This is a genomic window from Streptomyces sp. RP5T (assembly GCF_003933965.1).
In the GTDB taxonomy this organism is placed as follows: domain Bacteria; phylum Actinomycetota; class Actinomycetes; order Streptomycetales; family Streptomycetaceae; genus Streptomyces.
Genome location: NZ_RSAJ01000186.1, coordinates 1 through 14535 on the forward strand (window position 1 = coordinate 1; position 14535 = coordinate 14535).

Here is a 14535-nt window from a genome sequence, read left to right on the forward strand (position 1 = left end):
GGGCTGGGGCGGGCATGGCCTTGGCGCCGGCGATGCGGAGGTCACCTCGGCCGGTGGCCCGGAGGAAGTAATCCAACGGCAGCGCCGCCCAGAACCCGGCCACCAGGGCAGTGAGACGGTCGAAGGGCATCGCCAGGCTGTGTACGGCGTCGACGTGCGCTGTGCCTTGCGGAATGAGCGCCGCGTACAAGGCACGCTCGGTGTTAGGAGCGACCTGGCGACGCCAGGCAAGTCGAGGAAAGACGACGTAGCGCCGCCGGGCCCGCTCCTCCAGCCCAGCGTCAATCTGCTCGCCCGTCACCTGTGTTTCGGAAATGCCGCGGTCGTGCGCGATCTTGCGCCGAGTGCGGGCGATCTCCTTCTTACTCCCCTTCAGCCAGGTGAGAGCCCCATGGTCAATCCACCGGTCCTGCTCGCGCAGGTACGCCTGGTTCCTCCCGGGCGCTCGGACGTACTCCGTGTCGGGCACGAAGTCCGCCGGAAGCGCGACAAGATCTGCACCGTACGGATCGTTGCTGTTGGCGTCATGCCTTTTGAAAACCGGAGTCGCAACGCTGATCTGGGTGCCCTTGAGGATGACCCGGCGCCACCGATCCGGCTGGTACTCCTGCCCTGTGTTGGGGTCAGGCCGGTTGTAGTCGATCAGGTTGTCCTTCTTGGCCCCACTCTCGTGGTACCCCGGCGAGATCTGCGGCCCCAACGGCCCGAGGCGCACCGGATATCCCGCCAACGCCTCGATCGCCGCCGCCTCCGCCGTGCTCACCGGAAACAGCAGCCGCGCCTGTTCGACCGGCTGGTCAGCCTCGTCCAACAACTGCTGCCAGACAGCCAGTTGCCTAGTGTCCACCCGCACAACCCGCGCCAGATGAGGCCGCTCGTCGAACTCCCCGTTGCGATACCGAATCCCCGGCACTTCACCGGATCCGTCGTCCTTGCCGGAGTTCCGCAGGGCATCCGCCGAGACCAGCCAGGAGAGGTGATCGAAGCCGATCTCCCCCGGCCGCCCGTAGACATGCACGCCGAAGTGAGCGGTGTCGCCCACCGGCCGCGGGAAGAAGCGCTGCCCGGAGTTGACGAAGTCCCCGTGAATCCGAAGTCGCCGATAGGTCGCCTCCCGCAACGCCCCTTCCTTGTCCCCCGTGAAGTGCGTATCCGGATGCACCATCCCGGCGTTGCCGTTGGCCGACATGTGCGCCCACACCTGCGACATGAACGCCCGATACAGATCCGGCTGCGTCCCCGTCAGCAACGGATACATCTGCGGCGACCCGAACACAGCAACCTGAGCACTGGTGTTGGTCAACTCGCCCAGCACATACCGCCGAGCGTCCTCCTTCCCGAGCACCTCGATCCGCCGACGCTCCTTGTCCGCCGTGGAGGCCTTCGCCTCCAGCTCGAACCACGGCTCATGCTCCGCGAGCACCGCCGACTCGTTCCACCGCGGCCGCACCCAAGGCGGATTCCCCACCTGAAGGTCGAAGCCCCCACCCCGCGCGAACACAAGGGCGAACTCCAACTCCCAGTGCAGAAACCCCTGTTCCTTCGCGATATCCCGCACTACGCGCACCCACGGGAACCGATCCTCCGGGTTGCCGGCATCCATGCCCATGAACCCAGGCAGAGTCTCCTCGAAGCCCTTCAGTGCCTCAAGGCTCGTGAAGCTGTCGAGCAGCGTCCCCTCGGGCACATCCGCCGTGCCCAGCATCGCTTCCAGGAACTCGATCCAGTCGTCGAGATCCCTGAGCGGCACGAACCGACGCCGTTCCGGCTCCTTCGCGCCCGTCTTCGACGCACCCGGCTTGGACCTCGATGCCCCGACCCGCTTCAGCTCGACGACCCCTTCGTCGTCCGCGCTCAGCTCAAGGTCTTCGAAACTGGTCTGCTCGGGCCCCATCGCGAACAACGCCGTAGCCTCGACGAACCGCGGTTCCACAGCCGCGGGAACGGCCTCAGCCCGCTCCCCCGTCAACGGCACCCCGCCGAGCACCTCGCTCAGCCCCTCCGCGTCACCGATGTCAGCGGCATCGGCCCCCACCGCGTATTCACCATCGGCCCCGTCCAGCAGCCCGGCCTTCTCCACCGGCCAGAACCACAGCGCACACCACGCGTCCATGACGGTCTTCAGCCGCCAGTACGGCGTATCGACGGCGTTGAAGAGGTCCTCCAGCACCTTCTCCTTCGGCACCGCCTGCTTAGGACGTTGCAGGAAGGCGTACTCGGGATCGGCCGGGTCGGCCTGCCATACGTCGATCCGACGAGCGATCTCCTTCTCGGACAGCTCCATGCGCTTGACGACGGCGGACCACAGGAACTCGACCCGCCGGGCGGCATCCCGCAACTTCGTGAACTGCGAGGACGCCTCCGCCCTGGGCTTTCCGGTCTTGCTGTCGATCTTGCGGCTGCCGTCCTTGTTGAGGTGCGCGGTGCTGCGCTTGGGGCGTTGGAGAATCCCCTTCTTCCACGCGGCGAGCTGCTCGACGGCCGTCTTCGCGAGCTCCTTGGCCTCCTTGGACCCGGCGACCGCCGCCCACCCCGGACACGGCAGCAGGAACTGGTGAACGGCGTCCTCCGGCAGCGGCTGAGGCTCGCCGTCCTTGAGGAAGGGCAGCGGCGTAGGAGCGAGCGCTCCCTTCGCCTTCAGCCACGCCTTCTCCGCGCCCGAGACGTCGTCACCCTCGTACACGGCCCGTCGCCCGCCGATGAGCGAGTTGCCGCGACGCAGGTGCAGGCCGAACCAGGGGGCTCGCATGCCGGGGTGCATGGTGTTGAGCCACAGCGACACCTCCGCCAGCTCGACACCCGTGGCGTTCAGGTCGACGCCGTACGCGTTGTGGAGCGCGATGTACGCCTTGGCCTTCTGCTTCTCGGTGATCGCGTCGGCGGTCGGGATGGTGATGCCGAGTTCCTCCTGGCGTCGGCGGAGGTATTCGTCGGCGACCTGGTCGATGGCCTCGTTGAGAAACGCGCCTGAGCCGAGGGCCGGTTCGCAGATCTTGTACTTCAGCAGTTCTGCGGCCCGCGTCTTGATGACCTGGCCGTGCTCGTCCCGTTCCTGGTCGAGGCGATGCTTGAGGGTGAGTTCGACCGTGACCTGTCGCAAGGACTTGGGGGTGTAGTAGGAGGCGGAGGTCTCCCGGTCGCGGCCGGCGAGCCGGTAGACGAAGGAGCCCTTCTCATACTTCTTCACGCCGCGCAGGCCCTTGCGGGCGTCCTGCTCGCCGTACTGGACGAGGGTCCTGTCAGGGTACTGGTCCCGCTTGCGGGCGGGGATGAGCCAGGAGCCCTGCTCCGGGTCGCCGCCGCGGGCCACCTCGCACAGCTGCTCCTCGGCGATGATGCCGGTGTAGGACATCAACCCCTCGTAGACGGCGCCGAGTTGGTCGATGCCGAGGTTGCGGTACGAGATGAAGCCACCTCGCTCACCGCGCCGGCCCTTCTTCATGGTGAGCAGGCGCAGCACCTCGTGCAGGACCTCGTTGCGCAGGCGCAGGTCGAGCCAGCGCGGCGCCTCGTCCTCGTCACTGCGCGGGTCGACGACGCCCCGGCCGATGAGGCGGATAGCACCCGGTTCGAAGAGTTCGCTGCGCAGCGGCTCGAAGCGCAGGCCCCGGCCCTCGATGCGGCGGGCCGCCTTGGCCTTGCGGGTCTCCTCGTCGTCGCCGGGCAGGTCGTCGTCGGCTTCGGTGCCGTATGCGCGATGGCCGTAGTTGACCTTGTTGAACAGGACGTCCAGGGATTCGTGGAGGTGGAAGCCGTTCTTCGCCTCCTCCTCCACCAACTCCTCGTCGCGTTCGACGAGGTCGCGCAGCCGGGCCATGGAGTACCCGGCCTCGTACGAGCCGTCGTCGGCGGGCAGAATGCCCAGTTCGGGGCGGGCCTCGGCGTACAGCAGGAACAGGATGCGGTAGAGGTAGCGCAGCGACTCGCGGGTGAGTTCCCGGGTGAAGGGGATCTTGGGGTCTTCGACGTCGGCTGGGGTGACGTCGTTGTCCGGCTCGGCCATCCGGTGCAGGACCTCGTTGGCGATGAGCTCCACGGAGTGCTGCAGGCCGTAGCGGAGTTCGCTGGAGACGCCAGCCGCGTTGTCACCGGAGGCCTTGAGGAGGGCGTCGATCGCCCGGCTCTGATCGTTCTCGCCGGGTCGGAGCATGTCCAGGCTGAACAGGGCTGCAATGGTTGCGAGTTCGCCCTGCTGGGTGCGGTCGTTGCGTTCCAGCGCGGCGTCGAGGTTGGCAGCGAGGTAGCGACCCTCGTTCCAGGACCGGCGGTCGGCGAGGATGATCACGCCGCCGCACAGCAGCAGGACGAAGCGGGGGTGCGGCCCGCCCGCCTCGCCGAGTTCGCTCTGGAAGAGCCAGGAGGCCAGCGCCGCCCCCGTCTCGTACGACTCGCCCGAACCGGCCCGGAAGGGTGTGAGCAGGCGTCCGGCACCGTCGGCATCCAGGGCCGCGTCGTTGTCGGCGGACCAGCCGCAGTCGAGGGCGATGACGCCGTGGCCGTGGTAGGCGACGGGCAGGGTGTGGTCGCGTCCGGCGCGGTGCACGGTCAGGTCGGCCGGCGCGGAGTCGTAACCGAGGCCCCGCAGAACCGTCTGGTGCCACTCGGCGAGCCGCTTGGCCCACTCCGGGTTGTTGTGCGTGTTGAGACGGGCCTCGTCATCAGCGTCGGCCTGGGTCGTCTGGGCGAAGTATCCGCGCACCTCCTCGGCGAGGTAGGGCGTGCGCAGGGTGCGTAGCAGTTCGCGCGCGGTCTTGCGTGGGTCGTTCTCGTCGCCCTCGCGCAGGGCCCAGGTAGCGAACAGGCCCTTCTTCAGGTCCGTACCGAGTTGATCTGCGAAGTAGTGCGCGGAGAAGTATTCGCCGCGGTTGGCGAAGGAGTCGAAGTCGGTGCTCATCGCTGGGTGCCTCCTTCGGCGGCGGTGTGCGGTTCGAGGACGGCCAGCAGTCGCAGCATGGGTTCGCCTGCCGTCTCCAGGGAGTTGACCAGCTTCAGCCGCCGCTGGGCCGTCCGGTCGAGCTCCGCCTCCTTCGGCCGTGCGCTGGCGAAGAGCGCTTCCTGCCGCCATTCGGCGACCCGCTCGCGGTAGGGGGCGAGGGTGTCGTCGATCTGCTTGCGGTACTCGGCTTCGAGGGCGACGAGATGGCTTCGCGCCGCGTCGATCGCGTCGGGCACGAGTGCGCTGAGGCCGGGCAGGTCACGGGGAGTGGCGCGGCCGGGCATGCTCGGTCCGATGCCGTGGCGTTCCAGTGCCTCCGCGGTCAACCTCTCGACGACAGGGCTGCCGGGCAGGCCGGATACGGCCATCCACTCGACGACCGTAGGCTTGCCGAGTGCGTTGGAGTAGATGCCCTGCACCAGGTACGTCGGGCTGTCCACCGTGGCGGCGAGCACAGGTGCCTTGTGGCGGCCGATCTCGATCAGCACCTTGTCCGTGAGCCAGTCCAGGACGGGGTGGACGTCGGTAACGTACGAGACGTTGGGCCACTGCGACTCGGTGGTCTCGCGTGCCGCTTTCAGTCGGGTGTCGGCAAGATTCTTGGAGAAGGTGACGCGAATGCGCCCCGGTTCGTTCTTGCGCGGCAGGATCTGCTGCTCGTCCAGGTACGACTTGGGGAGCGCCTTGAGCCGGTACAGCAGGTCCTGCGGGGGTTCGAAGGCGATCGTGCCGTCGTCGTCGCGGCGCAGGGACAGCATGTCCTCGGGGTTGGGGCGGCAGACCTGCCGCAGCGCCTCCTCGAAGTAGTCGGCCGTGGACCGGAAGAGCTTCGGCACCACTGCTCGGGCCACCTCGGGGTGTTCATGCACCGCGCCCACTTGACCGAGCAGGCCGGCGAGGAACGCGGCGCCGCCCTGCTGGGACTGCTTGATGGACTCCTCGACCGTACGGCCGGCGATCAGGTCCTGGGTGAGGCGGTTCTCCTCCTCCTTGGCCCGGTACAGACCGGTGACGGCCTCCGCCGACCCCTCGATCCGGTGCGCCTCCTCCTCACGCCGGAGGAGCTTCTCGCCCACCAGGCGGTCGTCCAGGGTGCGCGGCTCGCCAGTCGCCTCGTCGGTGCGCCACGGGATGTCGCTGGTCAGCACGAGGGCACGGAACTCGGGCCGGTGCTCCTGGCCGTAGCGGTCGATACGGCCGTTGCGCTGCTCGATGCGGATCAGAGACCACGGGAGGTCGTAGTGGATCAGCAGATGGCACTGCTGGTGAAGGTTGACGCCCTCGGAGGCGACGTCGCCAGTGAACAGGATGCGCACCGGGTCATCGCGCAGGCCGAACTTCTCGACGATATCCTGCTGATCCTGGTCCGTGGTGGCCTCACCATGCATGACTTGCACGGCTCCGCCATATCCCAGCCAGGGCTTCTTCTCGTCCGGACTGGTGGCGCGCCGGAAGCCGAGCGCGGCCGGCACGGTCTCCGCCAGCCACTTCAGGGTGGGGATGCTCTCGGAGAACACCACGACCCGGATGTCGGAGCCCGGTCCGACACCCATAGCGCGCAGTTCGTCGACCAGCGCCGCCAGCTTGGCGGAGTCCTGGTCCTGGATCTGTTCGGCGATGTCCCTCAGGTCGATGAGCGCGGCTCTTTCCGCCTTCCGCGCCGCTTCACGGACCGCCGGGTCCTCGGTCCGGGTCTGCCGCTTGGTGCCGTTGGCCTTGTCGGGCGGTGGGTTGTCGAGGTTCCCAATCCGGGTCTTGATCGTCTCCAGCAGGGCTTTGTGCGACGACAGGAACGACTTCAGCAGCCGGTACGGCACGAGCTGATGCCTGCTCGCCGACGGCGCCGACGGGTCGGCGGGGATCCAGCGCGTGGCCAGCTCCTTGAAGACCGCCAGTTCCTTGTCGGTGGCGGCGGCGTGGATCGGCTTGGACGGGCCGCGGTCGGCCCAGGCGCCCTTGAGTGACTCGCGGACCTCGTGTGAGGTCTTCGTACGCCGGATGTACAGGTGGTCGAGGTTCTCCACCTTGTACTGGCGCGGATTGGCGATCGCCGCCTCGTCCAGCATCCTGACCAACTCGGCGAACGACTCAGCGTCACCGTTGTGCGGCGTGGCCGAAGCCAGCACCAAGGCGTCGGTCCGGCGGGCCAGCAGACGGGCCAGCGCGTTGTTCTTCGTGCCGCGGTTGACGAGGTTGTGGGATTCGTCGATGACGACGGCGTCCCAGTCGGTGTGCTCCAGGTGGTGCGCGTACACGTCGCTCTTCAGCGTGTCCACGGAGATGATCACGCGCTTGAAGTAGGCGAACGGATTACGGCCCGCGGGGATGTCCTGCTGGACCCGCTGAATGCCGGTCGAGTCGAGCCGCACCAGTGGGATCCCGAACCGGGTCCACAGCTCCCGCTGGAACTGCTCCAGGACATGCTGCGGCGTCACCACCAGAATCCGCTCACCGCGCCCACGCCGGATCAGCTCCGCCAGGAGCACGCCAATCTCCAGGGTCTTGCCGAGCCCCACCACGTCGGCGATCAGGATCCGAGGCTGCGGATTCTTCATGGAGAGCGCCAGCTCCGCCGGCCGCAGCTGGTGGACCTGCTGGTCCATGAGGAAGTTGTCCGCCAGGGCCAGCCCGTGCTCGGTCTGCGGCAGGAACGTCTTCCGCATGATCGCCTCAAGAAAGAGCCGGGAGCGGCGGTGGTTCGGCGAGTCATCGGCAACCAGCTCGGTCTCGCGCGGATCCAGCTCCTGGACGGCGTCGAGTCGGTCGTAGAACATGGCGTCCATGCCGCGGACGAACGACGAGATGCCGGTGACCTCGATCATCCAGCCATCCCGAGTCCACGTGCAGTGGCGCACGAGCCACAGCTCGTCGCGGATCAGGACCTGCGCTCCCGGCGCGTACCCGGACGAGCCCAGCAACCGCGTCCCTTCCGCGGCCTCGTCGGCCTCCACCGCATCGCTCCGCCCGCTCACAACCCCCGCCTCGACGCCCACACTCGCTCCGATCCCTCACACACGTCTACGGCGCACCCCACGCCGTTCGCCGGTCACGCGATGTAGAGCAGCCCCAGGCCACTCCACACGCGTGCCCGCCAAGCTTCTCACCAGCCACGAGCGGTTCGACCGTCACAGTGCGGTATCAACCGCGTACTCCATCCGCAGCTCGTCCGCGACCCGTTTCGAGGCGGGCGGCCATCCCGCCTTGGACCAGACCTTCGGCTCCGTAGGTGTGTCTGAGACAGGCGTGGCGGGCTCGCGTGGCGTAGCGCTTTCCTCCGTGTCAGCCTCGGCAGCGTCGGCATCCGCCTTCGCATCCCTCCTCAGACCGTCGAGGGGCGAGTCGGGACCCGAGATCTCATAGCTTTTGCCCTGTGCCTCAAGCAGCTTCTCGAACGACGGGGACACCGGCTCCTTGGCTGCATCACGAGTGCCACCCGCAGTCGTACGCGCGATCAGCTGCAGCCGTGCTTCAGCCGGGGGCAGTCCGGCGGACTTCAGCAGCTGCGCGCACCCGTCGGCCACGGCCCCGAGCGTCGGCCGCTCCTCCGGGACATGGGCCAGCATCGATGCGATCAACGGCTTGATCGCGTCCGGTACGCCACTCAGATCCGGTCCGATGGCAGGGTTCGCCACCTGTACGGCGACGGCTTCCCACGCCGCGCCGTCATACGGGTAGTGCCGGGCCGCCGCGTACAACAGCACCGTGCCCAGGGCGTACACATCCGCGGCAGGCGTCACCTTCGGCTGCCCACTCGCTTGCTCCGGCGGCATACAGCGCACGGTCCCGATGATCATGCCGCTGTGCGACAGGGACTCCGTCGCGGCGTCCATGAACGCGCCGAGCCCGAAGTCGATGATCACGGGGCCATCCTTGCCCATGACAACGTTCTGGGGCTTCAGATCCCGGTGCAGCAGGCCGGCGGAATGCACAGCACTCAGGCCTTCGGCAAGCAGCGCGCCGAGGCTGGCGACCAACGCCGTGGGAAGAACACCTTCCTCGTCGACACACGCGAGAAGCGTGCGCCCGGCCACGTACTCCATGGCCAGCCACGGCCGGTCGGCGAACGGATCGGCGTCCAGGAACCGCGCCACCCTGTTCGTACCGATCACGGTCCGCGCGATCAGCGCTTCCTTCTCGAACCGCGCCCGCATGAGGGGATCCAGCTTGTCGCTCCGGATCCGCTTCACCGCGACCGGATCGCCACCGGGGGTGTAGGCGAGGTACACCTCTCCCATGCCGCCCGAGCCCAGCTCCTTGGCCACGGTGTACCGGCCAATCCGGTCGGGCATCCCCGTCATCTGCTGCTCAGCACTCCCTACACCCACCCGTGCGCCGTCCAGTCCAGATTCGTGGGCGCCGATCAAGCCTAGTCGCTCGTTGTACGGGGCATGCAGGGTTCCGAGGTGTCTGCTGCCCGACCGTGCGGGCCGTGGCCCCGGCTACGCCCGGCTACCCAGCCCAGCAGGTCATCGCCCGGCGGCGATCAAGGCAGGCCGCCCAGCTCCGCCAGGAGAGCATCAGCGACACCTTCCTCGTACACAGCCGCCTGATGCTCCTGCATCACCGTGCTCAAATCCGGGTCCCATGAAGTGCTGCGGGCCTTCCCGGACAAGGCGACCTGGTCGTCTTCGGTCCGGAGTCCCTCAAGGTAATCTTCGGCGGTCATCTTCCACGGCTCGGCTCCGTAGCGGTAGATGAGTTGATTGGTCATGTCGATTCCCGGCCAGTCGAAATCCCCGTGGTAGAGGAGCCGGCCCCCGCCGTTGACGATCAAGCGAGCCAGTCGGTGAAAGGCCGTTGACGGCCGGCCTTCGGCACAGATCAACGGCGGACTGCTCGCGCCGAGCTCTCCGGCGGCGCGGCGGAGGACAGCCGGGTTCTCACAGACGTTTCCTCGCGGAGCGAGAGCCGCTCGCCGATGGCCACGGGCACGGGCGTCGACGCCAGTTGGCCGTATACCCGTAGATCGTGGAGTGGCAGAGGATCCTCCAGCCAGACCAACACGGACGGATCGACCAGTTCGGCGAATGCCAGGGCCAGGGCGGGAGTCCACGTGCCCACGGCGTCCGCGGCGATCTGGGACCCCGTTTCCCTGGCCGCGTGATCCACAGCCCGGGCAAGAGCCCGCGCCGCCCCCGTGGCGTCGCGTGGTGACCGGCAGCGGAGCCCCCACTTGGTGAAGGCCCAACCCCCTGCCAGGACTTCGCGAAGGAGGTCCGACTCGACAGGGCCGGTCAGCTCCTGTGTCAGCCACGACGCATACACGGGTACGGAACGGTGAGCGGCCTCGTGAGTCAGGAGGTCCGCCACCGGACGACCATCAAGGCGCCCGTGCAGGTCCCACGCTGCGCAGTCGATGGCGCCCATGGCCCACGAGGCACGCGGGTCCGGGCACGCGACCGCCGACCCCATCAAGCGCCTGCGAAGAGCCTGATGGTCGGCGGCATCGGCTCCGATCACAGTCGGCGGGAGGAGCTTGTCCACGTAGGAGGCGATGATATCGCTGACAGGGCCATACCAGCCCGTCTCCCCAGCCGCATGGAGGGCGACGAACACCGTGTCATCACCCACGGGTTCGGCATCCCGTACATCGACGACCTCGATCCGGTCGATACGGATCGTGCTCATCACGCCGCCTCCCGGGACGCGAGCAGGCGGCTCGCCGCCCGGACCAGGCCAGCGGGGGTCATCCCCAGCGTGTCGGTGAGTTGGGCCTGGGGCATCGGGCCCCTCGGCTCCCGCCAGCCGATGACCTCGGTCGGACGACGGAGCCTTCCCGCCAGTAGCCCCCAAACCGCGGCCGGATGGCCGAGGGTGACCACGAGAACAGCGGCGTGCCGGCCGAAGTAGTGATCGATGTCCGCGTCGGACAACCCCCGTGGCCATGTCATGGGATCGCCCAGCACGGTCAGGTCGAGAAGGTTCACCACGCGGACGCGGCGTCCACGGTTTCCGCGAAGCAGCGGGATCGCTTCAGCGGCGACGGCGGCCGGGAGGTCCCCCGCAGTAACCAGGACGACCGTGCGGTCGACGGCGAGGCGTCGTAGTCCGGTGAAGATGCGGTGCTCGGCCCTCGGGTCGAGGGCGGCGGTCGGTTCGTCCATGACCAGCAGTCCGGCCGGCCGGTGGAACGCCCGGGCGAGCGCGATCCTCTGACACTGCCCGCCGGACAGTTCCTGACCACCCCACCACTCCTTGGCCAGCAGGGTGTTCAACCCGCTGCGCAACCCGTCGACGACCTCGTCGGCACCCGCGGCACGCGCCGCGGCGAGCACCGCGTCGTCTCCTTCCTCGGTCGGCTGGCCAAGGGTGATGTTCTCCCTCGCCGACAGAGGCCAGTTCGCGTATGACTGTGTACGACGGCGACGCACGCCCAGGTGGCATGCGCGTCCAGGTCTCTGGTGTCGGTGCCGTCCCAGGTGACGGCTCCTCCCTGGTCGGGGCGGTAGAGAGCCGAAAGGATCTTGCTCAGGGTGAGTCTTGCCGGAACCGTTCTCGCCCCGACGACTTCGCCCCGCCGGACCTCCAGGGAGACGGGCGTGCGCGGACAGCTTGGCGGCGACGCACGGAGGAGCGGGTGGGGACGGCATTGGATCTTCCTCATCCCCTGCCGGATGGTCTGGATGAGGTGCTACGCCATGTGTCTTCCTGGTCACCGGTCTACTTTCGGTGGGCCGCCAACACACGCGCCCGCCAGAACGAAGCCCCATGCCGCTGGGCCTACATGAAGCTTCTCTTGCAGTTCCCCCAGAGGCCAGCGCCGCAGGAGAGAGCCGTCGAGTTCGTACACGCGCCGCTCTTCTGCCCCTTCCAGAGGCAGGCCCCGCACGACGTCGCCAACCCCAACGACTTCACGTGTTCAAGCTCAGCAAGAGAGGCTCCAGAGGTAATCCGAACGCCTGGCCTCATGCTGGCGATGAACCGTTTGGTCGAGCCGCACGTTGTCCTTGTGTACAGCCTGCATCAGCCACCAGATGATTAAAGGGCGCAAAATATCATGCCATTCCGAAAAGTCAACATGACAGAATATATCGACTCTTACTATGAATACGATAACAACATCAAAGGATACCTCCCTTCGAACACGCTGGAATGGGCAGGAGCGAGGGGCGACCTTCCGCTGGGAATGTGGCTCAATAACTTGACGAGGAATCTGGCATCAGCTGATGAGAGTGAGGCCAATGCGCTCGAAAGGGCGGGATTGGGGAAATATGTGGTATGGCGCCCAGACGTCCAAGCGTTTCGACTTGAGAAAAACACGCCACTGTGGAGCGAACATAGCGGGCATGGAGTCTTCACGGCCTCCAGTAACTCGGACTCAAGGCAACGAACAGCATCTTACCGGGCAAATATGGGCGAGTTCCGCACTTTGGCTGAGAACAGAATAAAGTATGAAGGTAAAGCAAAAAACGAAACGGCAGAGAAGAGGGAAGCGCGGCTTGCGCGAGCGGCGCAGTATCGCAAGGCGGCAGAGTCGGAGCATCACCTCAAGCAGATGGGCATGGACGGGGGCGGTTTCAAGAAATTCCTCGATGAAATTAAGAGCGCAGGCGTGAACACTGACATCTGGACAATTTCAGCTTATCGTGATATTTCTGGACAGAATCCTGCGCCGCCCAGGATAGCAGTGAGTTCCCTTCTCTTACCGGAAAGCGAAAGCGCACGAACGCCGCAGGCGCACGGGTACGGACAGGCCCCGCCACAGGCGTACGAGCAGGCCGCGCCGCAGGCGTACGGGTACGGACAGGCCCCGCCACAGGCGTACGAGCAGGCCGCGCCGCAGGCGTACGGGTACGGACAGGCCGCGCCGCAGGCGTACGGGTACGGACAGGCCCCGCCACAGGCGTACGAGCAGGCCGCGCCGCAGGCGTACGGGTACGGACAGGCCCCGCCGCAGGCGTACGGGTACGGACAGGCCCCGCCACAACAGCAGCATTACGCAGGAAATTTCCTTCCTCCGACCGGCCGGGGCGATGAGTCGCGGAGCGATAACCCGCAATACGCTTACCTCGGCGCCTCCCAACAGCAACGGCCCCGCAACCTTGGTGGGCGTGGACGCGGGTAGGGTCTTTCCGGAATCAAACGTGTTGATGCCCGGCAGACCCTAACGGTGTCCGAAATTCTCCTGCAGGCGCAGCTCTCGTAAGCGATCAGCTCATATCGCAAGCCGAGAACGCACCAGCCTTGAGATTTCTTACGAGCCGTTCCCCCATCCTCTGGATCTCCTCAGATTCCACTGACCAACACACAAACGCGAACCACCGGACTTTGCAATCGCCCTGAGGAATGACCACGGATTCTTTCAGCCGGCCTGCCTTTCAAGTGCTGACAGACAGCCAAGCACACGTCGCGCCGGAATCGAAACAAACAGCTCGAATTGATTGCTCGCATTCCCCTCAGGCGGGTTGTCATAATTCTGACATATGTGGAGTCTTCGTTGGCATCAGGAGGATCGCGGAGTCCCGATAATGGACTCGATAAATCTGCAGCACCCTCCTCCCTCCTTGGCATAGAGAAGGGGAATCTGGCCCACAGGCGCATTAAGAGTAATCACACGTGGCTCCGCAGATTCTCGAAGTCGCCCCCCCATGAGAGATGCGACTGGATAACCAAATTGCCACCATAAAGCGAAATGGCTTCATGTCGACGTACTGGACCCTGGTGGCGTTCGTGAAACGTTACAGTGTCTTGTGGTGGGGCAAGCTTCGACAGCCGCAGGCCGTTGCGGAAACGGCGTTCGTCGCGGACAGCGAGTTCCTCGGACAGCACCAGGTCGAGCAGGTCGAGGTAGCCCATCTTGGCCTCATCCGCCCGCTGGATGTACTGGTTCAGGGCTTCGGCCAGGTGCGGCAGGCCGAGCTTGGCGGCGGTGGTGCGGATGCGGGTGCTGGTCAGCTCGCTCAACGGGCTTCCTTGGTGGCGGAGTTGGCAGTGAAAGGGGCGGGTGCCTGTCAGCTCGTCGTAGACCGACAGCGGACGGCGGCCGACCTCGACATGCGCGGCGGCGGCCCGGTTCAGCAGAGCCTGCAGCGGTCCGGCTGCCTGCCCGCGGCCGGGGGAGGGCAGAGCGTCGCCGGTGGTGACGCGGCGCCGGCGCCGGTAGGAAGACCGTCCCAGTGAGTCTCGTCCACGATGCGGGCGCTTCGGCCGACGACCCGCGGGTGGACGGCCAACAAGGTCTGGCCGCCTGTATCTGGGACGGTCGAGTGCAGGCTGACCTGCGACTTCGTGGCCCGGATCTCGACCAGCTGACGGGGGCGGACCTTGCGGGCGGGAACGGAGTAGAGGTTCACGTCGAATGCGACCAGGCAGTCCTTGCCGACGTGTCGCAGGTGCCGCTGAGTGACCACATACGGTGTCGCTGGCATCACCAAGCGAACTCTCTATGACGAGGCCACCGCGTTCCCCTCATCCGAAGCCCCTCAACTTGCCGTCGCGGCTTGACCGATCAACTGCATCGGATGTCTCTTTCCCCGGTCCTGATGTCCATGCCTGGCATCGGCATCAGTACCGGAGCCCGCATCCTCATCGACGTCGGCGACCGCCGCGTTCCCGTCCGCCGCCCACCTCGCCGCCTACACCCACCTCGCCCCGGCGAC

The 14535-nt window shown here is 66.7% G+C and carries 6 protein-coding genes and 4 pseudogenes; 1 reads left to right on the plus strand and 9 read right to left on the minus strand.

Going from position 1 to position 14535, the window contains the following annotated elements; genetic code table 11:
* The 9 genes and pseudogenes from EHS43_RS20385 to EHS43_RS47920 form a co-directional block, all read right to left on the minus strand.
* The coding region (locus EHS43_RS20385) for a hypothetical protein (RefSeq protein WP_125192207.1) at positions 1 to 4894 on the minus strand (4894 nt) is incomplete at its 3' end.
* Positions 4891 to 7908 carry a DEAD/DEAH box helicase gene (locus EHS43_RS20390; RefSeq protein WP_260470629.1) on the minus strand — a complete coding sequence of 1006 codons (3018 nt, stop codon included), beginning with the start codon at positions 7906 to 7908 and terminating at the stop codon, positions 4891 to 4893. The genes EHS43_RS20390 and EHS43_RS20385, both read right to left, overlap by 4 nt.
* 153 nt (positions 7909 to 8061) lie before the next feature.
* Positions 8062 to 9234: a serine/threonine-protein kinase gene (locus EHS43_RS20395; RefSeq protein WP_125192210.1), complete on the minus strand. Its 1173-nt coding sequence runs from the start codon at positions 9232 to 9234 to the stop codon at positions 8062 to 8064.
* Positions 9235 to 9419: 185 nt separating this feature from the next.
* Positions 9420 to 9932 (minus strand): DUF2399 domain-containing protein, encoded by a 513-nt coding sequence (locus EHS43_RS20400; RefSeq protein WP_260470630.1) that lies wholly within the window; start codon positions 9930 to 9932, stop codon positions 9420 to 9422.
* Positions 9839 to 10564, minus strand: a pseudogene (locus EHS43_RS47900) (enolase C-terminal domain-like protein); the annotation flags it as partial. The pseudogene EHS43_RS47900 and the gene EHS43_RS20400, both read right to left, overlap by 94 nt.
* Positions 10564 to 11646, minus strand: coding sequence for an ATP-binding cassette domain-containing protein (locus EHS43_RS48800; RefSeq protein ID WP_312023430.1), 1083 nt, complete (start codon positions 11644 to 11646; stop codon positions 10564 to 10566). The gene EHS43_RS48800 and the pseudogene EHS43_RS47900, both read right to left, overlap by 1 nt.
* Positions 11647 to 12578: 932 nt before the next feature.
* A complete protein-coding gene (locus EHS43_RS46540) occupies positions 12579 to 12872 on the minus strand; it encodes a hypothetical protein (RefSeq protein ID WP_185806328.1) in 294 nt (97 codons plus the stop codon).
* Positions 12873 to 13617: 745 nt separating this feature from the next.
* Positions 13618 to 13840, minus strand: a pseudogene (locus EHS43_RS48805) (ATP-binding protein); the annotation flags it as partial.
* Positions 13841 to 13870: 30 nt separating this feature from the next.
* Positions 13871 to 14304: pseudogene (locus EHS43_RS47920) on the minus strand (IS21 family transposase); the annotation flags it as partial.
* Between the two features lie 99 nt (positions 14305 to 14403).
* Here EHS43_RS47920 and EHS43_RS20435 point away from each other — a divergent pair.
* Positions 14404 to 14535 (plus strand): annotated as a pseudogene (locus EHS43_RS20435) (transposase); the annotation flags it as partial.

Bases quoted from the DNA above. Each gene is read 5' to 3' on its own strand.
- EHS43_RS48800 (WP_312023430.1), bottom strand. From the start codon at position 11,646: ATGGGGCTTCGTTCTGGCGGGCGCGTGTGTTGGCGGCCCACCGAAAGT.
- EHS43_RS20395 (WP_125192210.1), bottom strand. From the start codon at position 9,234: ATGACGGGGATGCCCGACCGGATTGGCCGGTACACCGTGGCCAAGGAG.
- EHS43_RS46540 (WP_185806328.1), bottom strand. From the start codon at position 12,872: ATGCTGCTGTTGTGGCGGGGCCTGTCCGTACCCGTACGCCTGCGGCGG.